The sequence below is a fragment of the Amycolatopsis sp. cmx-4-61 genome (genome assembly GCF_046548775.1).
Classification (GTDB): Bacteria; Actinomycetota; Actinomycetes; order Mycobacteriales; family Pseudonocardiaceae; genus Amycolatopsis.
Window position 1 is genome coordinate 415927 of sequence record NZ_JAEBEI010000003.1, and the last position, 24317, is coordinate 440243.

25 protein-coding genes are annotated in these 24317 nt (G+C 70.0%); 8 read left to right on the forward strand and 17 right to left on the reverse strand.

All coding sequences use genetic code 11. The features are described 5' to 3' along the window. Positions 1-29: 29 nt before the first annotated feature. The 3 genes from ACLJOU_RS14380 to ACLJOU_RS14390 form a co-directional block, all read right to left on the reverse strand. Complete coding sequence (locus ACLJOU_RS14380) at positions 30-1070, reverse strand: YncE family protein (RefSeq protein WP_410567440.1); 1041 nt, start codon at positions 1068-1070, stop codon at positions 30-32. Positions 1071-1205: 135 nt separating this feature from the next. Then, on the reverse strand, positions 1206-2423 hold the full coding sequence (locus ACLJOU_RS14385; protein ID WP_410567442.1) for an MFS transporter: 1218 nt from the start codon (positions 2421-2423) through the stop codon (positions 1206-1208). 143 nt (positions 2424-2566) lie between these two features. Further along, positions 2567-2956 (reverse strand): ArsR/SmtB family transcription factor, encoded by a 390-nt coding sequence (locus ACLJOU_RS14390; protein ID WP_410567444.1) that lies wholly within the window; start codon positions 2954-2956, stop codon positions 2567-2569. A gap of 106 nt (positions 2957-3062) precedes the next feature. Between ACLJOU_RS14390 and ACLJOU_RS14395 the strand changes: the two genes are divergently transcribed. Next, positions 3063-4076 (forward strand): cation diffusion facilitator family transporter, encoded by a 1014-nt coding sequence (locus ACLJOU_RS14395; protein ID WP_410567446.1) that lies wholly within the window; start codon positions 3063-3065, stop codon positions 4074-4076. Between the two features lie 94 nt (positions 4077-4170). Here the strand turns inward: ACLJOU_RS14395 and ACLJOU_RS14400 are convergent, their stop codons facing one another. Continuing rightward, positions 4171-5514: an MFS transporter gene (locus ACLJOU_RS14400; RefSeq protein WP_410567448.1), complete on the reverse strand. Its 1344-nt coding sequence runs from the start codon at positions 5512-5514 to the stop codon at positions 4171-4173. A gap of 48 nt (positions 5515-5562) precedes the next feature. Here ACLJOU_RS14400 and ACLJOU_RS14405 point away from each other — a divergent pair, with 48 nt between their 5' ends. Beyond that, a complete protein-coding gene (locus ACLJOU_RS14405) occupies positions 5563-5913 on the forward strand; it encodes an ArsR/SmtB family transcription factor (protein WP_410567450.1) in 351 nt (116 codons plus the stop codon). A gap of 273 nt (positions 5914-6186) precedes the next feature. On the opposite strand, the gene ACLJOU_RS14410 is transcribed toward ACLJOU_RS14405, so the two are convergent. Continuing rightward, positions 6187-6816, reverse strand: a complete 630-nt coding sequence (locus ACLJOU_RS14410) for a class I SAM-dependent methyltransferase (RefSeq protein ID WP_410567452.1) — start codon at positions 6814-6816, stop codon at positions 6187-6189. A gap of 89 nt (positions 6817-6905) precedes the next feature. On the opposite strand from ACLJOU_RS14410, the gene ACLJOU_RS14415 reads away from it, so the two are divergent. The 3 genes from ACLJOU_RS14415 (at position 6906) to ACLJOU_RS14425 (ending at position 8783) form a co-directional block, all read left to right on the forward strand. Continuing rightward, entirely contained in the window at positions 6906-7487 is a 582-nt protein-coding gene (locus ACLJOU_RS14415; RefSeq protein WP_410567454.1) for a TetR family transcriptional regulator, read from the forward strand. Positions 7488-7692: 205 nt separating this feature from the next. Further along, positions 7693-8112 (forward strand): hypothetical protein, encoded by a 420-nt coding sequence (locus tag ACLJOU_RS14420; protein ID WP_410567456.1) that lies wholly within the window; start codon positions 7693-7695, stop codon positions 8110-8112. Positions 8113-8174: 62 nt separating this feature from the next. Further along, positions 8175-8783 (forward strand): DUF305 domain-containing protein, encoded by a 609-nt coding sequence (locus ACLJOU_RS14425; protein WP_410567458.1) that lies wholly within the window; start codon positions 8175-8177, stop codon positions 8781-8783. 125 nt (positions 8784-8908) lie between these two features. Here ACLJOU_RS14425 and ACLJOU_RS14430 read toward each other — a convergent pair whose 3' ends face one another. The 5 genes from ACLJOU_RS14430 to ACLJOU_RS14450 all read right to left on the reverse strand — a co-directional run bounded on the left by ACLJOU_RS14430 (position 8909) and on the right by ACLJOU_RS14450 (position 13719). Continuing rightward, positions 8909-11173 carry a heavy metal translocating P-type ATPase gene (locus tag ACLJOU_RS14430; RefSeq protein WP_410567460.1) on the reverse strand — a complete coding sequence of 755 codons (2265 nt, stop codon included), beginning with the start codon at positions 11171-11173 and terminating at the stop codon, positions 8909-8911. A gap of 18 nt (positions 11174-11191) precedes the next feature. Next, positions 11192-12118, reverse strand: coding sequence for a hypothetical protein (locus ACLJOU_RS14435; protein WP_410567462.1), 927 nt, complete (start codon positions 12116-12118; stop codon positions 11192-11194). A gap of 28 nt (positions 12119-12146) precedes the next feature. Continuing rightward, positions 12147-12353, reverse strand: coding sequence for a heavy-metal-associated domain-containing protein (locus tag ACLJOU_RS14440; RefSeq protein ID WP_410567464.1), 207 nt, complete (start codon positions 12351-12353; stop codon positions 12147-12149). Between the two features lie 127 nt (positions 12354-12480). Further along, a complete protein-coding gene (locus tag ACLJOU_RS14445) occupies positions 12481-13095 on the reverse strand; it encodes a DUF2218 domain-containing protein (protein ID WP_410567466.1) in 615 nt (204 codons plus the stop codon). A gap of 3 nt (positions 13096-13098) precedes the next feature. Next, positions 13099-13719, reverse strand: a complete 621-nt coding sequence (locus tag ACLJOU_RS14450) for a class I SAM-dependent methyltransferase (RefSeq protein ID WP_410567468.1) — start codon at positions 13717-13719, stop codon at positions 13099-13101. 77 nt (positions 13720-13796) lie between these two features. Here ACLJOU_RS14450 and ACLJOU_RS14455 point away from each other — a divergent pair, with 77 nt between their 5' ends. Both ACLJOU_RS14455 and ACLJOU_RS14460 read left to right on the forward strand, forming a co-directional pair. Next, positions 13797-14405: a TetR/AcrR family transcriptional regulator gene (locus ACLJOU_RS14455; protein ID WP_410567470.1), complete on the forward strand. Its 609-nt coding sequence runs from the start codon at positions 13797-13799 to the stop codon at positions 14403-14405. 902 nt (positions 14406-15307) lie between these two features. Further along, positions 15308-16234, forward strand: a complete 927-nt coding sequence (locus ACLJOU_RS14460) for a DUF1996 domain-containing protein (protein WP_410567472.1) — start codon at positions 15308-15310, stop codon at positions 16232-16234. A gap of 104 nt (positions 16235-16338) precedes the next feature. Here ACLJOU_RS14460 and ACLJOU_RS14465 read toward each other — a convergent pair whose 3' ends face one another. From ACLJOU_RS14465 to ACLJOU_RS14485, 5 genes are all read right to left on the reverse strand, one after another. Beyond that, positions 16339-16866 (reverse strand): DUF305 domain-containing protein, encoded by a 528-nt coding sequence (locus tag ACLJOU_RS14465; protein ID WP_410567598.1) that lies wholly within the window; start codon positions 16864-16866, stop codon positions 16339-16341. Positions 16867-16905: 39 nt separating this feature from the next. Next, positions 16906-18246 carry a GH1 family beta-glucosidase gene (locus ACLJOU_RS14470; protein ID WP_410567473.1) on the reverse strand — a complete coding sequence of 447 codons (1341 nt, stop codon included), beginning with the start codon at positions 18244-18246 and terminating at the stop codon, positions 16906-16908. Positions 18247-18278: 32 nt separating this feature from the next. Further along, complete coding sequence (locus ACLJOU_RS14475; protein WP_410567475.1) at positions 18279-19118, reverse strand: carbohydrate ABC transporter permease; 840 nt, start codon at positions 19116-19118, stop codon at positions 18279-18281. Next, positions 19111-19962, reverse strand: a complete 852-nt coding sequence (locus ACLJOU_RS14480; RefSeq protein WP_410567477.1) for a carbohydrate ABC transporter permease — start codon at positions 19960-19962, stop codon at positions 19111-19113. The genes ACLJOU_RS14475 and ACLJOU_RS14480 overlap by 8 nt, the downstream gene beginning before the upstream one ends. A gap of 114 nt (positions 19963-20076) precedes the next feature. Beyond that, on the reverse strand, positions 20077-21390 hold the full coding sequence (locus ACLJOU_RS14485; protein ID WP_410567479.1) for an ABC transporter substrate-binding protein: 1314 nt from the start codon (positions 21388-21390) through the stop codon (positions 20077-20079). A gap of 161 nt (positions 21391-21551) precedes the next feature. Here ACLJOU_RS14485 and ACLJOU_RS14490 point away from each other — a divergent pair, with 161 nt between their 5' ends. Next, on the forward strand, positions 21552-22721 hold the full coding sequence (locus ACLJOU_RS14490; protein ID WP_410567481.1) for an ROK family protein: 1170 nt from the start codon (positions 21552-21554) through the stop codon (positions 22719-22721). 154 nt (positions 22722-22875) lie between these two features. Here ACLJOU_RS14490 and ACLJOU_RS14495 read toward each other — a convergent pair whose 3' ends face one another. Next, positions 22876-23373, reverse strand: coding sequence for a MerR family transcriptional regulator (locus ACLJOU_RS14495; RefSeq protein WP_410567483.1), 498 nt, complete (start codon positions 23371-23373; stop codon positions 22876-22878). A gap of 10 nt (positions 23374-23383) precedes the next feature. After that, positions 23384-24244, reverse strand: coding sequence for an SDR family NAD(P)-dependent oxidoreductase (locus tag ACLJOU_RS14500; RefSeq protein ID WP_410567484.1), 861 nt, complete (start codon positions 24242-24244; stop codon positions 23384-23386). Positions 24245-24317: the final 73 nt, after the last annotated feature.

Here is a 24317-nt window from a genome sequence, read left to right on the forward strand (position 1 = left end):
TCAGCAACAGCGCCGCACCCGGCTCGACGCTACTGGAGGGGCTCTTGCTCCAGGAGTGCCGGACGGCCGTCCGTCCCGGCCGGCACCGGGTAAAAGCTGTGGTGCGTGACCGGGTCGACCGCAACCACGTGCGCGCTGTCGGCCAGCTGCCCGGATCCGGTCACGCTCAACCGGCGGTCGTGCAGGTCCAGCACGGTGACCGGGCCGCTCTCCGCCGCGACGTAGAGCCGGTGCGCGCCCTGGTCGTAGGCCAGCACGTCCGGCTCGTCGCCGACCCGGTCGGTTCCGTTCACCTGCCCGGAGCTCAGATCCACGGTCAGCAGGGTCGCGTTGCCGTCGCACGCCACGAACGCCAACCGGTCGGACGGGTCCAGAGCGAGGCCGTGGTCGTGGTCGCAGCCCGGCAACGGCACCCGCCGCTCCACGGCGAGGCTCGCCGGGCCGATCACGGCAAGGTCGTTGCGGCCCTGGACGTCCACCAGCATCCGATCGCTCGCCGGGTCGTAGCCGACGTTGCCGACCTCGCCACCGAGCGCCACGGTGCCGCGCACGGCTCCGGTGGCGGCGTCGATCACCGTTTCGGACCCGCCGGACTCGTTGGTCGTCCAGATCGCGCCGCGGCGGGGGTCGTAGGCCAGCCCGTCGGGATATTCGCCGGTCGGCGCCCGGCTGAGGACCGCTCCGGTCTCCTCGTCCAGCGCCACCAGCTGGTTCGCGCCGGTCGCGGTGGCGAACACCCGGTGCAGCGCGGGCACCACCAACACCCCGTGCACCTGCGCCACGTCCGGGATCACGCGCACCACGCGATGGGCGCGCACGTCGACCTCGATGACCTCACCCGCGCCGAGGTGCGCCACGAAGAGCAGGCCGCGCTCGGCGTCAAGGCTCGCGTAGTCGAACCGCGAGGCATTCCCCGGCAGCGCCACCTCGCCGACCGGCCGCAACGGCAGCTTGCCCGCCGACGGCCGGCCGACGTCGTCGCGTGTGATCACCACGAGCGCTACGGCCAACGCCACGACAATGGCGCCCGCCGCCACCAACAGCCGGCGCGACCGCGTGGACAGGCTCATCGACCCCGCCTTCCTGCCGGCTCGAAGCAACCGAGGTTACAGCGCGCAGGTGGCGTACGGATGTGCTGCTCGGAGGTGGGGGTCGAGCACTTCCTCGCCGTGACGAAATTCCTTTTTGACGGTGTCTACGAGTGTCTACGAGTGCTGCCACCGCGCCGGAGTCCTCGGCCGCGAACCAGCCTCACCGCGCTGCATCGCCATGAACACGGTGGCGGCCACCAGCAGGTACCCGGCCGTCGCGATCGCCACCACGAGGAGCGGGCCGAGGCGCGCGCTCAGCGTTCCCGCCACCGCGCTGCCCGCCGGGAATCCGAGCGCGGAGATCGCCGCCCGGGCGCCCATGACACTGCCGCGAACGGCGTCCGGTGTCCGGCGCTGCACCAGAGTGCGTTCGACCGCGAAGTACGGTCCCCAGCACGCGCCCGCCACCGCGACCAGCACGACCGCCGGCATGAGTGCACCGGTGACGGTCAACACCGCGAAGGGCACCGCCCCGGCCATGACGATGACCGGGATGCGCCACTTCGGCCGCAGCCGCGTCACGAGCGGCACACCGACCACCACGCCGGCCAGGCCGCCGGCGCCGGCCGCGCCCACCAGCAGCCCGTAGCCGACCGGGCCGGTGTGCAGGACCTCTCGGCTCAGCACCGGGTACAGGACCTCGCTCATCCCGCCGAGGAAGAGGAACCCGCACGTCGCCACCGAAGTCCAGAGCACGACCGGCAGCCGCAGGATGGCTCCGAAACCGGGCCGCGTGCCGTCGGCGGGCACCGGCTCGAGGGTCGGTAGCGTGAAGCACAGCGCGCTCATCACGAAGAAGCTCACCGCATCGACGACGAGCGCGACCGGCGCCGTGGCCACCGCGACGAGCGCTCCGGCCAGCGGCGGGCCGAGCACCGCGGCGGCTTCCCAGTTGGTCGCCAGCGCCGTGTTCGCTGCGTCCAGTTCCGGCTCCGGAACCAGCCGGGGCACGACAGCGCTCTCGGCGACCTCCGTCAGCGTCGAACTCACGGCAGCACAGGCGGAAAGGACACAGAGGACCGCGACGTCGAGTCCGCCGAGCGACCACAGCACCGGGACGAGTCCGATGAGGACACCGCGGACAGCGTTGTCCCACCCGAGCAGCAGTCGCGGCGGCACCTGGTCCAGCAGGCGACCGGCGAGCGGCCCGGCCACGACCCGGGGCAGCCCCTGGCACAGCACGACCAGTCCCAGTTCCGCGGGACCCGCCATGTCCAGCACCAGCCAGGAGAGCGCAACCACGGTCACGACGTCGCCGGTGCGCGAGATCAGCATGCCGAGCCAGAACCGGCGAAACGACGAATTCTCCCCCACCACAACGAAAACACGCACGACGAACTCCCCCGCAGTTGCCACACTTGCGCTGGGAGAAACCGTAGCAACCCGAACCCGGTCGATTAAAGCCCCGATTTCCGTGCATCATCGGAGCGTTTGACCGAAGCGCAGCAGGCTGACACTCGACTGCTGATCGCCGTCTATGGGGTGGCTTTCCGCGAGCGCGGCCGGTGCGCTTGGGCGTGGTCGCCGGCTTGTCCTTCCGCGATGCCGCGGTCGACGTGGTCGGCGTGGTGCAGTGCCTGCGCGAGCAGGCCCCGGACGTGGTCGTCCGCGGCCGAGTAGTAGACGAAGGTGCCTTCGCGGCGGCCCTTGACCAACCCGGCCAGCCTCAGCTTGGCCAGGTGCTGGCTGACCGCCGTCGGTGCCGCGCCGGCCAGCTCCGCCAGGCACGCCACCGACGACTCGCCCTGCAGCAAGGCCCACAGCACCTTGATCCGCGTCGGGTCCGCCAGCAGCCGGAACGACTCGGCGGCGAGGTGGACCTGCTCTTCGGTGGGCATGTCGAAGTCCGGCAGCGCGTCGTGCATCCCGCCAGCCTACCTGCTCATCCCACTGCCTACGTACCTGCATGTGTACGCATATATGCTGCTAACGTAGACAGTGAAGAACGTCGAAGGAAGCTGGAGTCAAGCCATGGCGGAGCAGGCCCACGACCACGGTGGCCACGGACACGCGCACGGCCACGGCCACGAGGAATCCGGTCGGCTGAGCCCGCTGTGGCACCGGCTGCGGCACCTGATCACGCCCCACAGTCACGACAGCGCAGACCGCGTCGACACCGCCCTGGAGACGAGCAAGCGCGGCATCAGGGCGCTCACCTGGTCATTCGCGGTGCTGTTCGGCACGGCGGTGGTCCAGCTGGCCCTGGTGCTGGTCACCGGGTCCGTCGCGTTGCTGGGCGACACGATCCACAACTTCGCCGACGCGCTCACCGCGCTCCCGCTCGGGATCGCGTTCCTGCTCGGCCGCCGGGCGGCCACCCGCCGCTACACCTACGGCCTCGGCCGCGCCGAGGACCTCGCCGGCGTGGTGGTCGTGCTGCTCATCGCGGGCTCCGCGGCGCTCGCCGGCTACGAAGCGGTGCTGCGGCTGATCAACCCGCAGCCGGTCCAGCACCTGTGGGTGGTCGCGGCGGCCGGCGTGGTCGGCTTCGCCGGCAACGAACTGGTCGCGCGGTACCGGATCACGGTGGGCCGCCAGATCGGGTCGGCCGCGCTGGTGGCGGACGGCCTGCACGCTCGCACCGACGGGTTCACTTCGCTCGCCGTCGTCCTCGGCGCCATCGGCGTCGGGCTCGGTTTTCCGGCCGCCGACCCGATCATCGGCCTGGTCATCACGGTCGCGATCCTGTTCGTCCTGCGCGACGCGGCCAAGGAGGTGTTCCGGCGCCTGATGGACGCCGTCGACCCGGACACCGTCGACCTCGCCGAGCAGACCGCCCGGGCGATCCCCGGCGTCCGCGACGTGACGGATCTGCGGATGCGCTGGATCGGGCACGCCCTGCGCGCGGAACTGGCGGTCCAGGTCGATGCGGACCTCACCGTCAAGGAAGCCCACCAGCTCACCGACGAGGTCGAAGACCGGCTGCTGGACGCGGTGCCGCGGCTCACCGCCGCGGCGATCCACACCGAACCCGCCGCCGGGTGAGAGACGCGGCGGTCCGCACCCGACGGCTCTTCGAAGGGCGCGGGACGTGTGCGCCGAGCCGATCGCACGTCAGCGCGTGCCCGAATTGGGGCCATCACCGCGAGACGGGCCACCGGCGGTGGTGGCGGTCGATGACGAACTCGTGGCTGTGCCGGTACACGCCGTCCCCGACCGCGGTGGCGTCTTCGAGGTGGTCGTCCTCGCCGAGGTCGTCGTGGGTGTGCTCGAGCTGGCCGGCGTCGCGCCGAGGCCAGGCCAGCACCGCGGTGACGAGCCCGGCAACCGCGAGACCGGCCAGCAGCAGCCAGGTGGCGGTGAACCCGGCGGCGGTGGCGACCCACCCGGCGAGCGGGTAGGCCAGCAGCCAGCACGCGTGCGACAACGAGAACTGGGCGGCGAACACCGCGGGCCGGTCGCTCGCGGTACTCGAGCGCCGCAGCACCCGCCCGACCGGCGTCAGCACCAGCCCGGTGCCCGTCCCGACAACCACCCAGACGATCAGCGCGGCCGCCCAGCGCCAAGCCCCGGACGACGCCGTGGACAGCGCAACGGCACCGGCGATTCCGGCGAGCAGCACCACTGCGCCGCTCAGCATCACCCGGCGTTCGGGCACCCGGTCGAGCACCCACGGCAGCAGCAGCGCGACCAGCATCGTCCCGACGCCGTTGCCCGCCAGCAGCACAGCGACGTCGGCCTGCGAGCGGCCCAGCTCGTCCTGGACGTAGTTCACGGTGTTGACCATGACGACCGACCCGACCGCCGCGACCACGAGGTTCACGCCGAGTACCCCGCGAAGCCGCGGTGTCGCGGCGTAGATCCGGACCCCGGCCAGCGTGCGAGCCCAGACGCCACCGCGGTGACTGCGGACCGCGTCCGGGATGCGCGTGGTCACCACCAGCACTGCCGAGGCGACGAAGCCGACCGAGGTGCCGGTGAACAGCCAATGGAAACTCACCACCGTGAGCACGACCGCGGCGAGCATCGGGCTGAGCAGGCTTTCCATCGTCGAGGCCAGCTGCGACGCCGACAGGGCGCGGGTGTAGTCGCGTTCGTCGGGCAGGATGTCGGGCAACACGGCCTGGAACGTCGGGGTGAACGCCGCCGACGCCGACTGCAGCACCACGATCAGCACGTAGATCTGCCACACCTGGGTCACGAACGGCAGGACCGGCACCACGAGCGCCCGCGTCACGTCCAGGCAGACGAGGAACACCCGGCGCGGGACGCGGTCGGCGTAGGCGGCCGCGATCGGCGCGACCGTGACGTAGGTGATCATCTTGATCGCCAGGGCCGTGCCCAGCACCGCACCGGCCTCGGCGCCGGCCAGCTCGTAGGCCAGCAGCCCGAGCGCCACGGTCGTCAAGCCGGTCCCGAACAGCGCCACCAGCTGGGCGGCGAACAGGTGCCGGTAGTCCCGGTGTGCGAACAACGAGGACATGGCGGAAGACTCCCGGGTGAAGACGGTTCGCCTCCATGATAGGTGCACATGTACGCACATGACGAGTCTGGTGACCAATGGTCCCAGCTTCCGCCCGCCGCGCAGGTCGAAGTGGCCACGAACTCGCTGCGCATGCTGGCCGACCCCGGCCGGATGCGGATGCTGTGGCTGCTCAGCGGCGAGGAGTACGACGTCGCCTCACTGGCCGAGGCGATCGGCATCGCACGCCCCGCCGTCTCGCAGCACCTCGCGAAGCTGCGCCTGGCCGGCCTCGTCAGCCAGCGCCGCAACGGGCGCCGGGTGCTCTACCGTGCCCGCGGCGGGCACGTCCGCCGGCTGCTCGTGGAGGCGATGAACGCCGCCGACCACCACCTGCACGACATCCCCGACCACGACTAGGTCTCTCGCCTGACGTACGCGGTTCGGCGACCGGACGCGCCCAAATCGAACACCCGCCGCGTCTTCCGCCCGCAACCGGAGTTGCACCAGCGCGGTCCGCCGTGCGGCGCAGTCGAACAACGTCATGCCGCTCGGCGGGACCGGCGAGTGGCCGCGCTTCGCGCGTTCTCTGAAGGGCGGTACGGGAACCGCCCCGCGCTGCCGGCGTTCGTCACCGCGACCGTGCTGACGGTGCCGGCGACCCCCTCAGCCTGCCTCATACCGTTTCGAGCCTCATTTCGCCGCGACGACGTACGCCAGGAACCCCAGGCGCCCCTGGCCGGTCACGGCGAACCCGGCACCCTCAGCCAGGCCGCCCAGCCGCGCGTGCGGGTCGTCGAGCATCCGCGGCCCACTCACCGCACCGACCAGGTGCCGCACGAGCCGGGACCGCGGCGGCCGGAAATCCGCCAGCAAGAGCCGGCCGCCGGACCGCAGCACCCGGTGCATCTCGGTGAGCGCGGCGGGCTGATCGGCGTCCGGCAGGTGGTGCAGCACCATGCTCGTCAGCACGACGTCGAACTCGCCGTCGCCGACCGGAAGCGCTTGCGCGGTCCCGACCTCGAAGCGGCACGACGCCGAGCCCACCGTCCGGCGGCAGTAGTCGATCATCGGCTCCGAGGCGTCGACGCCGAGCGCGGAAGCGCCGGCCTCGGCCGCCAAGCCGGTGAGGTAGCCGCTGCCGCAGCCGACGTCCAGCACCCTCTCCCCCGGCTGCACCCCGGCCAGCCGGACCAGTTCGCGGTACCGGCGTTCGCGGCCGGCCAACGCGATCCGGCTCGCCGCCTCGTACAGCCGTGGCCGGGTGATCAGCGCCCCGTCCGCCCGATCGCCGCCGTGCATCAACACGCGTCCCAGGTTCATGCCACACCTCACTACTTAGTTGTGACTAAGTTATGCCCACAACTTAGCCGCGACTAAGCAGCGCTGGCAAGGGGCACTACGATGAGGAGGTGACCGGCCGCACCCGCCTGACCGCCGAACAACGCCGCGAGACGATCTTGACGGCCGCGACCGCCGTGTTCGCCGAATGCGGCTACCAGCGCGCGAAAGCCTCCGAGATCGCCGCCCGGGTCGGCGTCAGCGAACCGGTGGTGTTCCAGAACTTCGGCTCGAAGGCAGGCTTGTTCGCGGCCGTGATCGAGCGCGCCTCCGGCACGGCCGAGGAACTCCTGAACTCGTTCGACGGTCAACCGGTCGCGGAAGTCCTGCGCGCACTGCTGTCCCCCGAGCACCTCGACGCGCTCCACGCGCCGGGATCGCTCGGCGTGCTGTTCTCCGAAGGCACAGCGTCGGACGCCGACCCGCGCGTCCGGGAAGCCGCGGCAGCCGGTGTCCAGCGTTTGGCCCGCGGCTTCACGGGCATGCTGCACCGCGCGCGGGAGGCCGGCGAGCTGGACGATGGTCTCGACGCGGAAGCCTTCGCGTGGTCGCTGATGTCCTTCGTGGCCTCCCGCTCGTTCCGCCGCGCGGTCGCCGCCGATCCCGCCCTCGAGCGCCGCCTGGTCGAGCAGCTCCTGCGGACCCTCGACTGAGCGGGAGCCCCGCCGGCGCAGCCCGAAAAGAAGGACGAAAGCCACCACGGTGGGCACGGCCGCGACGCGTCGGAAGGCCGACAACTCGGGCAGCGGGTTCTGCCGTTGTACCGTGCTGACAGAAGGCGATTTGCGTCCCGAGCGACCCGCCCGGGAGCGCTGACGGTACCGATGTGACCAGAACTCCGATTGCTACCGTGGAGCGGTGACGGCGACCCGGCTCGGCAAGGTGCAGCAGGTCATCCTGCTGTGCGCCCTCGCCGTGTGCGTCATCGCGATGCACCACGTCAGCGCTTCCCACGGCATGGGTGACGCCGCAGCAACGCCCAGCGCGCACGTCGTCCCCGGCTTCGAGCCGGAAATGGCCGGCTCCGCCCCGGACGGCCAAACCGGTGACCACCATCCGGGCCTGCCGAACGGCCTGCACGACATGCTCCACCTCTGCCTGGCCGTGCTGTGCGCGGCCGGGGCTCTCCTGCTTGCTCTTGTCGCGTTCCTGGGGATTTCGTGGCTGAACACGACCTTCCCCCGGTTCATCGGCCTTCGTGGCCCGCCGCGCCGCGGACGGCCACCTGACCGAGGCGGCCGCAGAATCCTGACGTCTCTCTGCGTCTTGCGCACGTGATCGACCCGACCCCCTCAACGGTCCGTCGAATTCACGCCGTGCAACACACAGAAGGATTTGTCATGCGCAAAACCGTCATCATCGGCGGCATCGCCCTCGCCTCCGCCCTGCTTCTCGCATCCTGCAGCAGCAACGACTCCATGTCCGGGATGGACCACAGCTCGTCGGCACCGGCGCCGTCTTCCTCCTCGCAGGCGGCCGGCGACCACAACGCCGACGACGTGACCTTCGCCCAGCAGATGGTGCCGCACCACAGCCAGGCACTGGACATGGCGAAACTGGTTCCGTCGCGCAGCACCAACCCGAAGGTGGTCGACCTCGCGAGCCGCATCGCGAAGGCGCAGGACCCCGAGATCCAGCAGATGCAGGGCTGGCTGACCAGCTGGGGTGCGGGCATGTCGAGCATGCCCGGCATGACCCACGAGTCGATGCCGGGGATGAGCGGATCGATGCCCGGAGACGACATAAAGAAGCTCGAAGCCGCCAAAGGCGCGGAGTTCGACAAGATGTGGCTGGACATGATGATCAAGCACCACCAGGGCGCGGTCGACATGGCCGAGACCGAGCTCTCCAAGGGCAGCAACGCCGACGCGAAGGCGCTGGCCCAGAAGATCGTCGACGCTCAGCAGGCGGAGATCACCGAGATGCAGGGGTTGCTCAGCCAGAGCTGATCACGGCTCGCCGGGGCGGTGTGCTGCCGCCCCGGCGAGCCCCGACGGTCGTGACCACCGCCGTCGGCTCGTTCCCCTGGTGCTCGGGCCCTGGTCAGCCGACGACCTCGTAGCCGGCGGTGGCCTCAGGATCGGCTCGGTCCCGCCGTCGAAGGGGACGTGAATCCACGCAGCCGCAGGCTGTTGCCCACCACGAACACCGAGCTGAACGCCATCGCCGCGCCCGCGATCATCGGGTTCAGCAGGCCGGCCGCCGCCAAGGGCAGTGCCGCCAGGTTGTAGGCGAACGCCCAGAACAGGTTGCCCTTGATCGTCCGCAGCGTCCGCCGCGACAGCCGGATCGCGTCGGCCACCGCACGCAGGTCACCACCTACCAGAGTGATGTCGCTCGCCTCGATCGCGACGTCCGTGCCGGTGCCCATGGCCAGCCCGAGGTCGGCCTGCGCCAACGCCGGAGCGTCGTTCACGCCGTCGCCGACCATGGCCACGACCTTGCCCTCGTCCTGCAGCCGCTTGACGACGTCGAGCTTGTCCGCGGGCAGGACTTCGGCGATCACCTCGTCGATGCCGACCTCGACCGCCACCGCACGGGCAACGGCCGCGTTGTCGCCGGTCAGCAGCACCGGGGTCAGGCCGAGCGAGCGCAGCTGAGCGATCGCCTCGGCCGACGTCGGCTTGACGGTGTCGGCGACCACCAGCACGCCCCGGGCGGCGCCGTCCCACGCCACCGCGACCGCGGTGTGCCCGCGTTCCTCCGCCGCGGCCTTCGCCTCGGCCAGGCCCTCGGGCAGGGGCTGGCTCCAGTCCTCCAGCAACGCCGTGCGGCCGACCAGGACCGCGTGGCCGTCGACGATCCCCTGCACGCCAAGGCCTTCCACGTTCGTGAAGTCCTCGACGGCGGGCAGTCCGACCCGGTCCCGGGCGCCCCGGGCGATGGCCGCCGCGATCGGATGCTCCGATGCGTTCTCCAGCGCACCGGCCAGCCGCAGCAGCTCGGTCTCGTCCACTCCCTCGGCGACGTGCACGCCGACCAGGGTCATCCGGCCGGCGGTGACCGTGCCGGTCTTGTCCAGCACCACGGTGTCCACCCGGCGCGTGGATTCCAGGACCTCCGGGCCCTTGATCAGCACGCCGAGCTGGGCGCCGCGGCCGGTGCCGACGAGCAGCGCCGTCGGCGTGGCCAGGCCGAGCGCGCACGGGCAGGCGATGATCAGCACCGCGACCGCCGCGGTGAACGCCGCCGCGGTGCCGACGCCGCTGCCGAGCCAGAAGCCCAGGGTGGCCACGGCCAACCCGATCACGATCGGCACGAACACCCCGGACACGCGGTCGGCCAGCCGCTGCACGTCGGCCTTGCCGCTCTGGGCGTCCTCGACCAGCTTCGCCATCTGCGCCAGCTGCGTGTCGGCGCCGACGCGGGTGGCCCGCACGACCAGCCGTCCGCCGGCGTTGACCGTCGCGCCGGTGACGGCGTCGCCTTCACCGACTTCGACGGGCACCGACTCCCCGGTCAGCATCGAGGCGTCGACGGCGGACTTGCCCTCTTCGACCACGCCGTCGGTGGCGATCTTCTCGCCCGGCCGCACGACGAACCGGTCCCCCACCGCCAGCTCCGACGTCGGGATCCGGACCTCGGCGCCGCCCCGCAGCACCGCGACTTCCTTCGCGCCCAGCTCCAGCAGGGCCCGCAGCGCGGCTCCGGCGCGGCGCTTCGAGCGCGCCTCGAAGTACCGGCCGGCCAGGATGAACGTGGTCACGCCCGCGGCGACCTCGAGGTAGATGTTGCCCGCACCGTCCGAGGGCGCGATCGTCAGCTCGAACGGGTGCACCATGCCCGGCGTTCCGGCGGTGCCGAACAACAGCGCCCACACCGACCACGCGAACGCGGCCAGCACGCCCATCGACACCAGGGTGTCCATGGTCGCTGCGCCGTGCCGCAGGTTCGTCCACGCCGCCCGATGGAAGGGCCACGCGCCCCAGGTGACGACCGGGGCCGCGAGCGTCAGCGAGATCCACTGCCAGTACGTGAACTGCAGCGCCGGGACCATGGCCAGGAGGATCACCGGGACCGCGAGGCTCGCGCTGGTGATCAGGCGCTGCCGCAACGGCCTGGTGGGATCGTCCTCGGTTCCGGGCTGCTCCGGCTTTTCAAGCTGAGGCAGCGTCGCGCTGTACCCGGCGGCCTCGACCGTCGCCACCAGGGTGGCCGGATCTACTCCCTCGGGTGCGTGCACGCGAGCCTTTTCCGTCGCGTAGTTGACCGAAGCGGTGATGCCGTCGAGCTTGTTGAGCTTGCGTTCGATGCGGTTGGCGCAGGACGCGCAGGTCATGCCACCGATCGCGAGTTCGATCTCGGTCACCGGGCCGGACGCGGCCGTGGTGCTGGTCATGATCGTCTCCGTTCGCGGTCAGTGGCCGTGGCCGTCGGCGGGCGCCGGCACGGGAGCCGAAGCCGGGATCCCGGCAGTCGTGAGGGTGAATTCGGCGGTCCGGACGACGTCGCCGTGCTTGAAGTCCAGGAACAGCCGGTAGATCCCGGCGCTGGGGACTTCGGCGGCGAACTTCACCTGCGGTCCGGCGGGCGTCTTGCCGTCGCCGGGTTCGCCGTCGGGGTGGACGTGCAGGTAGGCGAGGTCGCCTTCGCGCAGCGCGACCAGGTGGCCGTAGGCGCCCAGGTAGGGCTGCAGGTCGGTGACCGGAACACCGCCGCGGCTCACGCTCAGGGTCAGGGGCGAGGCCTTCCCCGCGGCCAGGTCGCCGTCGAGCCGGACGGTGTAGCCGTCGACCTGCGCGGTACGGCTGGGCGGATAGATCGCCGGCTGGTAGTTCCCCGCGACCGACAGGTCGACGCCGAGGGTCATCGGCTTCCCACCGGTGGGCGCGAAGTCGGCGAACGCCCGGTAGGAGCCCGCGGCGGGCAGCGTCAGCGGAACGCTCCACGTCCCGTCCGGCGCCAGTTCGGGGTGGACGTGCCGGAAGCCGGCGGTGTCCCGGCGGACCACGATGAGGTGCAGCTTCTTCTCGTGCTCGACGTCGTAGGCGGTGACGGGCTTGCCGTCCGGGCCGGTGATGGTGAACGAGAACCGGCCGGGTTCCGGCGCCGGGTCGGCGACGGTGAAGGTGTAGCCGTCCTTGCTGGCGGCGAGCCCGCCCGGCAGGGCGTCCGCGGCTGTCATCCCCGCGTGGTCCGGCATGGTGCCTTCGTGGGTCCCGCCGTGGCCGGTGTCGCCGGTCGCGGCCGAGACCGGGCCTGCCGTCTTTCCGGCGACGAATCCGCCGGCCGCGAGCAGGGCGAGCGCTCCGCCGAACACGGCCAGCCGTGCTGTGGTGTTCATGGCAACTTCCCTCGTTTGCGTCGCCGGTCTAGCCGGCGAGGGTGTAACCGGCCTCCTCGACGGCGGCGCGGACCCGCGCTTCGTCGACCGGCTCGGCACTGGTGACGGTGACGGCCCCGGTGGGCAGGTCGACCGCGACGTCGGTGACGCCGTCGATCGCGCCGACCTCCTCGCTGACCGAGGCGACGCAGTGCGAGCAGGTCATGCCGGTGACGGTGTAGGTGTGCTGGCTCATGATGTTTCTCCTCGGTGATGCGTGGTCGGGCTTCGACGAGGCGCGCGACGGCCTTCCTCGTCGAGGCTGTATCCGTCTGCGGCTTCAAGGTACCCCTAGGGGGTACCGGTATCAAGTGACCTGAGTCTCAGTGCCGTTGATCGTCGGCGGCTCGGCGCGGGCAGTGAGCGGCGTGACCGATGCGGTGTCCACGAAAGCGCTTGCGGGCGAACAGGGCCACGAGGACGATCTTCAGGACCACCAGGGCGAGGAGGATGTCGGCGACCACGCTGGTCCAGCGCCAAGCCGCCAGCGCCGCACCACCGAACGCAATGTGCGCGGCAATGGCCGGTATCGCGGCCGCGACGAGCGCGATCGTCGTCCCGCGCGACCGGTGAACCACCTGGCCGTCGCGGCTGGGCGCCGAGAGGCCTTGCCAGCTCACCTTCAGGCCGTCGCGCCGGCCGAACCTTTCCAGGTCCGCGCCCAGGATGCCCTGCAGCCGGGCGAGCCGATCCGGGTCCTCGGCCTCGACCCGCACCGTCAAAGTGTCCGATGTGGAGCGCAGCACGCAGTCCCCCCAGCCGAAGGTGATCTTGCCGTAGCCCTCGGCGGATTCGACGGCCACCACTTCGGGGCGCGCCTGACCGCTCCCGCCGTGCCAGCGCCCGGCCTTCTCGCCCATGGCTTCGGCGTGACGGCACAACTGCACGAGGAACCGCCCGGCTCGCGGCGTGGCGATGTGTGCTTCGGCGACCGGCACGGCTCAGATCCTCGTCAGGGCGGCGAACCAGGCGCGGATGCCGTCCGGGTCCGAGGTGATCTCGATGGTGGCAGGCTCGACCGAGTCGACCCGCCACCCGTCGGCGAACGTGCTGGTGATTTCCGCCTGCGTCACGCGGTGCACCCAGGGCCAGTCGCCGCCCGGCTGGTGGTCGCTGAAGCAGAGCACGAAGTACCGGCCACCCGGGGCCACGACGGCCCGCAAGCCCTGGACGTAGGCGGCGCGATCGCCGGTGTCGAAGCTGTGGAACAGGCCGCAGTCGAGGACGGTGTCGAACGACTCGCCCAGCTCGGCCAGCCGCCGGGCGTCATGGTGCAGGAAACGGGCGGCACGCCCGCGCTCGCGCGCCTTCTCCTCGGCTCGACGTAGTGCCGCGGACGCGAGGTCGACACCGGTGGCGTCGAGGCCGAGCCCGGCGCACATCAGCACGTGTTCCCCGGTACCGCACCCGACGTCGAGGACCCGGCCCCGGATCGCGCCCGCGTCGGCCAGCGCGCGGAACACCCCTTGCGGCCGGCCGATGTCCCACGGCGGCGGGCTCCGGTACAGGTCGTCAGGTCCGCCAGGGCGGTGGGCACGGGAGTAGTGCGGCGATGCGGTCATGGGGGAAGTTTTATCGAGACACTTTGTCGCTGTCAATGCTCACTGTCTCGACCGCGCCGATGTGTATGCTCCAAGACGTGCCGAAACTGTGGACCGACACGATCGAGGCGCACCGGGAAGCGGTGCGCGAAGCCGCACTGGACGCGACCGCGGCCCTGGTGGCCGAGCACGGGCTGACCGGCGTGAAGATGTCCCAGATCGCCACGAAAGCCGGGATCGGCCGGGCGACGCTGTACAAGTACTTCCCCGACGTCGAAGCGATCCTGTCCGCCTGGCACGAACGCCAGATCCGCAGCCACCTGAGGCAGCTCGCCGAGATCCGGGACCAGGGCGGCAACGCCGGCGAGCGCCTCGAGAAGGTGCTCAACGCCTACGCGGCAATCCAGCTCCAGCGGGCCCAGCACCACCGACAGGAACCCCACGGCGCCGAACTGGCGGCGCTCCTGCACCCGGGCGAGCACGTCGCCCAGGCGCAGCACCACCTCCACGCGCTGTTCCGCGACCTCCTGTCAGAAGCCGCGGAAGCCGGTGACATCCGGGACGACGTGTCCCCCGCCGAACTCGCGAACTACTGCCTCCACGCGTTGACCGCCGCGGGCAGCGTTCCGTCCCACGCCGCGGCCCACCGGCTGGTGTCCGTCACCCTGGACGGCCTGCGGCGCCACGAAACCACGGGTCGACAGTAAGCGGCTTGAGCGTCGCGACCGTCGAAAGGCGTCACCGTGAACCAAGACAGTTCGGTTGCCAGCACGTCCGTGACGCACTGTGTTGGTGGGAAAATTGCCGTCAAGCGTCTTGACGTCACCCCGAGCGGGACGGTTTACTGTCAGTTGTCTGATGGAACCGGTTCCGCGGCCGCCACCTGGAACACTCCAGCATTTCGGGTTGGTTGATGCGCCACTGCGTCAAACGTCACCTGTCGGTTCACTAACGCGGCGTGACGAAGTTCCAGTGGTGAATCTGCTACCTCACCCGAATGCCGAGCGAGCCGTGCGCTCGCCTCGGCATCGTGACGCGCGCAGGGCGCGACACGATGGATCACGACTGACCAGGTGGGCTCGATGAGATCAAAGACGTTCTCCCGACCACGACGCACCACAGCACCATCGACCGCAGCCGCGGGGCGCATCCGCCGTCCGCTCCGGCCCAGTGGTGTCTCGTGTCCGCGGCATCGAGTCATTGCCGCACCCCCATTTCGCGCCACGGTTGACCGTGTTCGCCGGCGCGGGCGGTAATCCAACTCCTCGGCGGTAGGCCGCGGTTTCGCGAGCGCCATCAAACGGCGCCTAGCAGCCGACGCAATCCGCGCTAGCGCTGCGACGACAACAACTTCTGCGGCCACGTATGCCCGAAGCGCGCGCTCAGCGGTGTCGGCGCGACCGTGCATTCCCTCGGTAACTGTGACGTCTCCGCTATTACTTCAGATTTTCGCAGCACCTGTTCAACCTTCCGAAAGCAAAGTAAGGAGATGCATATGCGAAACAGGCCAAACCGGGCCATTGGATGGCGACGTCGGCAGTCCCGGCTCCGAACCCGGGCCGTTCTCAGCGCTGCCCTCGCACTTGCCCTGGCCGGAAGTACAGCCTTCGTGGCCAGCGCGAGCGAAGCCAACGAACCGGGCTCCGCTGCCGCCGGCGCTTCGGGCAACTCCATCGCGGCGGATGCCGGCTGGGTGGATGTGGACCAGGCCCGGTACCAGCGCGAACTGACCGACTACCAGCGCATCGTGCCGCCACCGGTGCCGGCCGGGACGACGAGGGTCCCCGAGTTCCACACCGACTGCACGATCGCGAACGAAGCCAAGGACGACGCTATCGTCTTCCCCCGCCTGTCCGGCGCCTCCCACATGCACACGTTCTTCGGGCCGAGGAACGACGCGTTCATGACCACGGAAACGCTTCTGGCCGCCGGATCGACGACGTGCAACTCCCCAGGTGACAACGCCGCGTACTGGGTACCACAGCTGCAGAGGAACGGGCTGGCCGTTCCGTTCAAGAGCATGCGCGTCTACTACGGTTCCCGGCTCCCCGACCCGTCGGCCGTCCGGCCGTTCCCGCCCGGGCTGGTGATGGTGCAGGGTGATGCCAAGCTGCAGGTACCCACCCAGAAGGGCCAGGGAAACCAGTTCTGGTGCGCAGGCAGCGCCGAGGTCGGGCGGAGCGCCGACGGGAACTGGCCCGTCTGTGCCCCCGGCGGGAACCTGATCTACCAGCTCACGTTCAAAGATTGCTGGGACGGCAAGCACATCGACTCACCCGACCACAAGTCCCACATGGGTGACCCGGTCGCCGGCAAGTGCCAGGGGAACTACCCGGTCGCGATACCGAACCTGTCGTACATGGTCAACTACGACATCCTGGGCGGCGACGGCCTCGCGCTGTCCTCGGGAATGGCGTCGTCGATGCACGGTGACTTCATGAACGGCTGGGACCACGTCAAACTGGCCGCACTGGTCAAGACCTGCCTGAACCAGAACGCCAAGTGCGGGACCACGCCGAGCTTCACCGGCGGCTGAGACCGACGGCAAGCCGCCGCCGTGCCGTGTCGACCCGATCGACACGGCACGGCGGCCTTCGTCTCGGACTTCACGCGACACCGGCATGACACCCACCGGTGCCGCTATCCGACCAGCGCGGAGAGCCGGCCCTGTTCTTGCAGGACTCGCGAAGCCAGACTCACAGTCTGCGGCTCTTTGCCGGACGACTTCTCGCCGAGCGCCAGACGTTCTTTTTGCTCCAGGTGATCGCGCAGGCACTTCTTGAAGTAGCCGTCGAAGTCCGCCTCGCGCAAAGTGCCGGCGTGCGTGATCTGGTCCGAGGAGACCATCCCGGGCATCTCCATCCCCTTGTGGGGGTTCTCCGCCGGGAGGCCGGCCTGATCGTGGAGCCGCCGCAGATCCAGCAACTCCGCCTTCGTCGAGGCGTCGGCCTTTCGACCGAGCTCACGGACCGCTGCGGTTCCGGTGCGACTGTCGACAAGGCCGAGCATCGGAACAAGCTGCTCGTCCATGGCGATGTTGATCTCGATCCAAGCGCGGTCCGTAGTGGTGAACGACGACGCCGCAGCAGGGGTGGAGGTATGGGCGGATGGATTTTCGGAGTGAGTGTGCATCCCGGTGGCGCAACCGCTCACGAATACCATGCCCATGATGCTCAATCCACCAAGAATGCGCATGTCTCGTCGCCCTCAAGAGCGGTTTCGGTGCTCGGCGATCAGGTCGGCGTAGAAGCGGCCGCTGGCCTTGACGGTCCGCAGCTGCGTGCCGTAGTCGACCCGGACGAGGCCGAACCGCTTGTTGAGGCCGTTGTCCCACTCGAAGTTGTCCAGCAGGGACCAGGCGAAGTAGCCCTTGACCGGGGCGCCCGCCTCGGCGGCCGACGCGACCGCCGTGAGGTGCTCCTCGAAGTAGGCGATGCGGTCGTCGTCCTGGACGGAGCCGTCCTCGGCGACCTTGTCGTCGAACGCGGCCCCGTTTTCGGTGATGTAGATGGCTTCCGCGCCGTAGTCGTCGTGCAGCCGGTGGATCAGGTCGGCCAGCCCCGGACCGTGGATTTCCCAGCCCATGGCGGTGGTACCCGCGCCCTCCGCCGGCACCTGCCTGGCGAAGGGCGCGGGGCCGGTGGGATCGTCCTCGACGATCTGGCGGAAGTAGTAGTTGAGGCCGTGGTAGTCCGTGTGTGCCGCGATGACGTCGAGGTCGTTGCCGAGCACGGGCGGCTCGACACCGTAGACCTCGAGCATGTCGGCCGGGTAGCCGCGCCCGTTGGCCGGGTCGAGCCACCACCGGTTGACGTGCCCGTCCATCCGCCTCGCCGCGGCGACGTCCTCGTCGCGGTCCGAGGCGGCTTCGATCCCCGACAGGTTGCAGACGAGCCCGATGCTCGCGGGGCGAGCGGCGTGCGCCCGGACTGCTTCCACACCGAGCCCGTGGGCCAGTAGCAGGTGGTGCGAGGCGGCGACAGCCTGCTTCAGGTCCTTGACCCCGGGCGCGAAGCGGCCTTCGAGGTAGCCGAGCCAGGCGGCACAGAGCGGTTCGTTGATGGTGCTCCAGTCCCGCACCCGGTCGCCGAGCCGGGCGGCGACGACCGCGGCGTACTCCGCGTAGGCGTAGGCGGTGTCCCGCTCGGGCCACCCGCCCGTGGCCTGCAGCGCCGAAGGCAGGTCCCAGTGGTACAGGGTGACGAACGGGCGGATCCCGGCTTCGCACAGGGCGTCGACGAAGCGGTCGTAGTGGTCGAGACCCCGGGGGTTCACCTCGCCGCGGCCGGTGGGGATCACCCGGGGCCAGGCGACGGAGAAGCGGTAAGCGTCGAGACCCAGCTGCTTCATGATCGCCAGGTCTTCGGGCCAGCGCCGGTAGTGGTCGCACACGACGTCACCGGTGTCGCCGTTGTCGATGGCACCGGGCACCCGGCAGAAGTCGTCCCAGATGGACGGCAGGCGCCCGTCGACGTCGACGGCGCCTTCGACCTGGTACGCGGCGGTGGCCGCACCCCAGAGGAACTCCGCGGGCAGGGAAAGCTTCAAGGCAGGACCTCATTCAGGGAGTGCGTGGGTGGCTACTTGACGGCGCCGGCGGTGAGCCCGGAGACCAGGTAGCGCTGGAAGAGGAGGAATCCGGCGACGATCGGGACCGAGACGATCAGGCTCGCGGCCATGACCTGGTTCCAGTACACCTGCACCTGGGTCGAGTACTCCTGCAGGCCGACGGCGAGTGTCCTGGTGTCCGAGTCCGTCATGACGGACGCGAACAGCACCTCGCCCCAGGCCGTCATGAAGGAGTAGATCGACACGGCGACGATGCCGGGGACCGCGGCGGGGATGACCACGCGGATCAGCGCGCCCACCGGCCCGTTGCCGTCGACCATCGCGGCTTCGTCGAGCTCCTTCGGGATGGAGTCGAAGTAGCCCGCGAGCATCCAGATCGCGAAGGGCAGGGAGAAGGTCAAATAGGTCAGGGTCAGGCCGAGGCGGGAACCGTACAGGACGATGCCGGTGGTGTTGCCGATGCTGACGAAGATCAGGAACAGCGGCAGCAGGAACAGGATGCCGGGGAACATCTGGGTCGACAGGACGGTCATGGCGAAGAAGTTCCGGCCGCGGAACTTGTACCGGTTGATGGCGTAGGCCGCGAAGATCGCGATCAGCACCGAGCAGACGGTGGCCGCGCCGGAGATGACCAGGCTGTTCAGGAAGTACTTGGCCAGCGGGATGGTCTGCCAGATGTCGAGGAACGGCTGGATCGTCAACGTCGTCGGGATCCACTGCCACGCTCCCTGGACGTCGCCGAGGGGCTTCAGCGACGTGGACACCATCACGTACAGCGGCAGCAGGGTGAACAGCGCGAGGAAGCCGAGGACGATGCGGCGGGCCCAGGGGACCCAACGGGGCTCAGACACTGGCCGTCCTCCTCCGGCGGGCGGTCAACGCGAGGTACGCGGCGCTGACCAGCATCAGGAACAGCAGCAACAGCACCGACATGGCGGAGCCGAGGCCGAAGTTCCAGGTCACGAACGAACTCTGGTAGATGTGGATGGAGATCAGCGACGCCTCGCGCGGGGCCGACTTGCCGAACAGGACGTACGGGGTGTTGAAGTCGTTGAACGTCCACAGGAACAGCACGAGCAGCAGCACCTGGTTGACCGGCCGCAGCATGGGCTGAGTGATCGCCCGGAACTGGGTCCACCAGCCGGCACCGTCGATCGAGGCCGCTTCGTAGAGCTCCCCCGGGATGTTCTGCAGCCCCGCCATGACGATGAGGAACGCGAACGGCCAGTTCCGCCACACCGACACGGTCACCAGCGACCAGAAGCTGTTGTCCCCGATCAGCCAGAACGAGTGGGTGCCGAACAGGCTGTTCACCAGGCCGGTGTCGCGTTGGAACATGAACGACCAGGTGATGACGGCGGCGTACATCGGCAGCGCGTACGGAACGAGGAACAACGTCCGCAGCAGGCCCCGCCCGCGGAAGCTGCGCTGCATCAGGACCGCGGCGGACGTGCCGAAGAGCCAGCAGAGCCCCACCGACAGCACCGTGTACTCGACGGTGATCCCGAACGAGTGCGCCAGCGCCTTGCCCGTGGCGGTGTCGAAGTCGAGGACGAACTTGTAGTTGTCGAGCCCGGCGCCGGGGGCCGCCGACCAGTTCCGGATGTAGTACTGGCTCAGCTTGACGAAGCTCATCACGACGCCGACGACCATCGGGATGACGTGGATGAGCAGTTCGAGCAGCAGAGCGGGCAACAGCAGGAGGTACGGGAGGGCCGGCCGACGGCGGTTGCGCCGCGGGCTTCCGGGCCGGGGGGCTCCGGCCGCCTTCGCGGCCGGAGCCCCCCGCACAGCGGTCGTCATCCGGGGTCAGCTCCCGGCCGCGATCTGCTGGTCGGCTTGGGCGAGCTGGTCCTTGATCTTGCCGGCCTCGACCGTCCGGCCCGCCGCGACGTCGGCGAACATCGTCTTCATGGCGGTGCCGATCAGGGTCTCGAACTGCGACTCCTGGGGGACCTGCGGCATGGGTTCGGCGGTGGTGCTCAGGACGGTCTGGAACACCTTGACGTCCTCGGTCTGGAAGGCCGGGTCACTGTAGGCGTCCTGGACGGTGGGCAGGGAGCCGTAGGTCTTGTTCAGCTGGGCCTGCTCGGGTGCCGACACCATGAACTTCACGAAGTCCAGGGCGGCCTGGGAATTCTTGGTGGACTTGAAGACCGCCATGTTGATGCCTGCGACGAAGCTGGTGACCTTCCGGCCGTTCGCGGGCGGGGTGGCCGGCAGCGGGATCGGCGCGACGCCGATGTTGGCCAGGTCCGCCCCGATGTTCTTGAACGAGCCGGCGGACGCCTGGTTCATGAACATCGCGGCTTTGCCGTCGGCCAGGTCCTTGAGGGACTTGGCGGTGTCGGCGTACTCCGCGTTCGACGGGTTGACGATCTTGTCCTTCTGCATGAGGTCGACGTACTGCTGGACGGCCGCGACCGCCGGATCCGACGCCAGCTGCGGCTTGCCGTCCGGGGAGAAGAAGTTCGCCCCGTGCTGAGCGCCGAGGATCGCGGCGTGGTGGCTGTTTTCGGTCACCTGGCCCGCCTGCAGCGACAGCCCCCACTGCCCCTTCTGCGGATCGGTGAGCTTCTTGCCGTCCGCGACGAGCTCTTCCCACGTCGCCGGGGGCGCGGTGATACCGGCGTCCTTGAACAGCTTCTTGTTGTAGTAGAGGCCGTAGGCCTGGCCGTAGAGCGGAACGCCCACCGGGGGCTGGCCGCTCGCACCGGTCGCGGCCAGCGACGGTCCGAGGAACCGCGACTTGCCACCCACCTTGTCGAGGGCAGCGTCGTCGAACGGCAGGAAAGCGCCGGTCGCCTGGAGCGACGCCGACCACGTGTTGCCGATGTTGAGGACGTCGGGCCCCTGGCCGGAGGTCGTGGCGGCCAGGATCCGGTTGAGCAGATCCGACCACGGGACGACCTCGAGCTTGACCTTGACGCCGGTGGCCTTCTCGAACTTGTCGAGCTCGGGCTGCAGGACCGCTTTGTCGTTGTCGAGGCTCGTGCCCTGGTTGGAGGCCCAGTAGGTGAGTTCCTTGGGGCCGTCGGCCGATGTGGAGTCGCCGCCACAGGCGGCGGTGGTGGCGGCGGCCAGCGCCAGGACGAGCGCTGACGCGGTGGTTCTCATTCGCATCTGAAGTCCTCGGGGTGCGTGGACGAGCCACGAAGGGTCTCTGTGACTCAGGACACAGCTTAATTCGCGCCTTGATTTAACTCGTGTGACCAACAAGAGTCAAGGGCGTGAACCCGCTTTGTTCACGCCGTGAAGAGGTGGTTACCGGGAGAATCCAAGCCATGACGCAGCGCCAACCGAGCACCGCGGGCGCGCTCGGTCGAGACAACCGCTCGCTGCTGCTGCGCTCGCTGTACTTCGGTGCTCCGGCCAGCCGGCACGCTCTGGAAGCGGCCACCGGACTGAGCGCGGCCTCGGTCGGCAAAGTGGTGCGCGAACTGGTCGATGAAGGCGTCGTGACCGAGGCCGGCTCGCTCGACTCCGACGGTGGCCGGCCGCGAAAGCTGCTGCGCATCGCCCCCGGCTACGGCTTCGTGGTCGGAGTGGACGTCGGCGAAACGCGGATCCGGATCGGACTGTTCGACCTGGCCATGACCGAGCTCGCCGAAGCCGACCGTCTCATCGACCCCCGCCGACGCGGTCCGGAAACGGTCGCTTCGCGAATTCTGGCGGGCTTGACCACTGTGCTGGCGAAGAGCGCCGTTCCCGCCGACGCGGTCATCGGAGTCGGTGTGGGCGTGCCCGGCGGTGCTCGGCGGACGCCCGAGATGACGGACGGCTCGCCGAGCCTCGGCTGGGACCCGGTTCTCCTCGGGGAGCTGCTGGGCAGGGGAACGGACCTGCCGCTGCACTTCGACAGCCGCGCCAGCACCACGGGAAGGGCCGAGCTGTGGTTCGGCAGCGGCCGGGAAACGCCCGGCACGGTGGTCGCGTTGCTGGGCTCGGACGTGGGAGCCAGCATCATTTCCGGCGGCCCCGCCGCCCACGGCACCCCGGCGGGCGAGTTCGGGCACACCGTCCTCGTCGCCGGCGGGCGTCCTTGCCGGTGTGGCAGCAGAGGCTGCCTCGAGGCCTACGTCGGCGCCGAGGCGATCCTCGACCGTTTCCGCGAAGCGGGCGGGATCATCGCGGATGACACCGACCTGGAATCGGCCCTCGCCGCCATCGTCCACGACGACCAGGGAACCGGAGTCCTGGCGGAGACCCTCCGCTACCTCGGCGCGAGCATCGGCGGGCTGATCAACCTGCTCAACCCCGCCCGCGTCATCCTCGGTGGCTGGGCCGGCTTGCTCCTCGGCGAGCGCGATCTCGACGCCATCCGCGACGCGGCCCGCCTCCATTCGCTGAAGCACTCGTTCGCCACGACGACGATCGACCTGTGCCGCCTCGGCCCGGACGCCGCAACACGCGGTGCCGCCACCCTCCCCCTCGAGCACTTCCTGAACGGCTGAGGCACCGCCTCCACGCCGCGTGCTCGAGAACGACGCGATCGTCGGTGTTGGCGAGGCCCCGAGCTCGGTCGGACCTGCGGTATCGCGATGCGGGATCCCGGCCCGATCTGCTCGGGCTAGGTGATGGCACCGAGCCCAAGGTTGCGCGACTTGCTCAGGGAGCCTCGGCTCGCACCGGGCCGGAGGTTGTCTCCGGTCCGGTCGAGCCGCCGTACGTGGCGATCTTGTACTCGGTCGCGGCGAGGGACAGCGTCAGCTCGCGGATGCGCCGCCGGATGGTGTCGCGGTGCTCGAGGAGCATGTCGAGCCGCTCGGGCACGGTGTCCTCCCCGGCGTCCACGAGCTCGATGTAGTGCTGCAGGTCGCGCATCGGCATCCCGGACAGCCGCATCCGGGTCAGGAACACCAGGCGCCGCACCGCTTCTCCGTCGTAGACGCGGTATCCGCTGCGGTCGCGGCCGACCTCGACGAGCCCGGCGCGTTCGTAGTAGCGGAGCGTGTGCGGCGAGATGTCGAGCATGTCGGCGACCTCGGCGATCGTCATCGGCTCGGTCATCCCGCCCACGTCGGTGAGCCGGTGGATGGCGTCGACCGACACGTCGTCTTCGCCCAGCATCGCCAGCGCCCTGGTCAGCAGTTCGTCCGTGGCCATACCGGCCAGCCTAGATCGGCCGCGAAGAGGGCGGGACGTCGGCGAAATCGGCGCTGCGGGCGGTCTCCGCCCACCGCTCGACGCCGTCGAGGTCGCGCCGGTAGGCACGGGTGAGCCGCTCGACCGCCTCGCTGCCCAGCGGCAGGCGCAGCGGCACGTCGTCGCCGTGCACGAGGGACACGATGATGTCCGCGGCCCGCACCGGATCGCCTTCCTGGCGGCCGTCGGCACCGGCCATGTCCGCGCGCACCGTGGCGAGCACGTCGCGGTAGGTCTCGGACGGCTCCGCGAACTCCAGCACGTCGGCCTCGTTGAACCCGGTGCGGAACCGGCTGGGCTCCACGAGCACCACCCGGATCCCGAACCCGGCGACCTCGCCCGCCAGGGACTCCGACCAGCCTTCGAGGGCGAACTTCGACGCCGAATACGCGGCCACGCCCGGGAACGACTGCCGCCCGCCCTGGCTGCTCATCTGCACGATCGTCCCGGTCCCGCGCTCGCGCATGGCGGGCAGCGCCGCGCGGACCAGGGCGGCCGGGCCGAACAGGTGCAGCTCCATCAGCTCACGCAGCTGCTCGTCGCCGACCTCCTCGATCGCGCCGACCACGGCCCGGCCGGCGTTGTTGACGAGCACGTCGAGCTGCCCGAAGCGGTCGATCGCCGTCTGCACCAGGGCCGGGGCCCCGCCGGTGTCGCGGACGTCGAACCGGACGGCTCGGAAGGTGCCGGGGTACTGGGTTTCCAGGTCGGCCACGCGTTCCGGCCGGCGCACCGCGGCCACCACATTGTCGCCCGCCGCGAGGGCCGATTCCGCCAGGGCACGCCCGAGGCCGCGGGTCGCGCCGGTGATGATCCAGGTCTGTGTCGTCATGGCCGCGACGCTAAGGCTTCGAGCGCGCTCGAACGCAAGCGCGGAGATCGCCATCCGAACGGCCGCGAGACCA

Excerpts from the sequence above, each read along its gene's own strand:
- ACLJOU_RS14380 (WP_410567440.1), bottom strand. The coding sequence starts at position 1,070 with ATGAGCCTGTCCACGCGGTCGCGCCGGCTGTTGGTGGCGGCGGGCGCC.
- ACLJOU_RS14390 (WP_410567444.1), bottom strand. The coding sequence starts at position 2,956 with ATGCACGACGCGCTGCCGGACTTCGACATGCCCACCGAAGAGCAGGTC.
- ACLJOU_RS14395 (WP_410567446.1), top strand. The coding sequence starts at position 3,063 with ATGGCGGAGCAGGCCCACGACCACGGTGGCCACGGACACGCGCACGGC.
- ACLJOU_RS14400 (WP_410567448.1), bottom strand. The coding sequence starts at position 5,514 with ATGTCCTCGTTGTTCGCACACCGGGACTACCGGCACCTGTTCGCCGCC.
- ACLJOU_RS14405 (WP_410567450.1), top strand. The coding sequence starts at position 5,563 with ATGTACGCACATGACGAGTCTGGTGACCAATGGTCCCAGCTTCCGCCC.
- ACLJOU_RS14410 (WP_410567452.1), bottom strand. The coding sequence starts at position 6,816 with ATGAACCTGGGACGCGTGTTGATGCACGGCGGCGATCGGGCGGACGGG.
- ACLJOU_RS14425 (WP_410567458.1), top strand. The coding sequence starts at position 8,175 with ATGCGCAAAACCGTCATCATCGGCGGCATCGCCCTCGCCTCCGCCCTG.
- ACLJOU_RS14430 (WP_410567460.1), bottom strand. The coding sequence starts at position 11,173 with ATGACCAGCACCACGGCCGCGTCCGGCCCGGTGACCGAGATCGAACTC.
- ACLJOU_RS14435 (WP_410567462.1), bottom strand. The coding sequence starts at position 12,118 with ATGAACACCACAGCACGGCTGGCCGTGTTCGGCGGAGCGCTCGCCCTG.
- ACLJOU_RS14440 (WP_410567464.1), bottom strand. The coding sequence starts at position 12,353 with ATGAGCCAGCACACCTACACCGTCACCGGCATGACCTGCTCGCACTGC.
- ACLJOU_RS14450 (WP_410567468.1), bottom strand. The coding sequence starts at position 13,719 with ATGACCGCATCGCCGCACTACTCCCGTGCCCACCGCCCTGGCGGACCT.
- ACLJOU_RS14465 (WP_410567598.1), bottom strand. The coding sequence starts at position 16,866 with ATGGGCATGGTATTCGTGAGCGGTTGCGCCACCGGGATGCACACTCAC.
- ACLJOU_RS14485 (WP_410567479.1), bottom strand. The coding sequence starts at position 21,390 with ATGCGAATGAGAACCACCGCGTCAGCGCTCGTCCTGGCGCTGGCCGCC.
- ACLJOU_RS14490 (WP_410567481.1), top strand. The coding sequence starts at position 21,552 with ATGACGCAGCGCCAACCGAGCACCGCGGGCGCGCTCGGTCGAGACAAC.
- ACLJOU_RS14495 (WP_410567483.1), bottom strand. The coding sequence starts at position 23,373 with ATGGCCACGGACGAACTGCTGACCAGGGCGCTGGCGATGCTGGGCGAA.
- ACLJOU_RS14500 (WP_410567484.1), bottom strand. The coding sequence starts at position 24,244 with ATGACGACACAGACCTGGATCATCACCGGCGCGACCCGCGGCCTCGGG.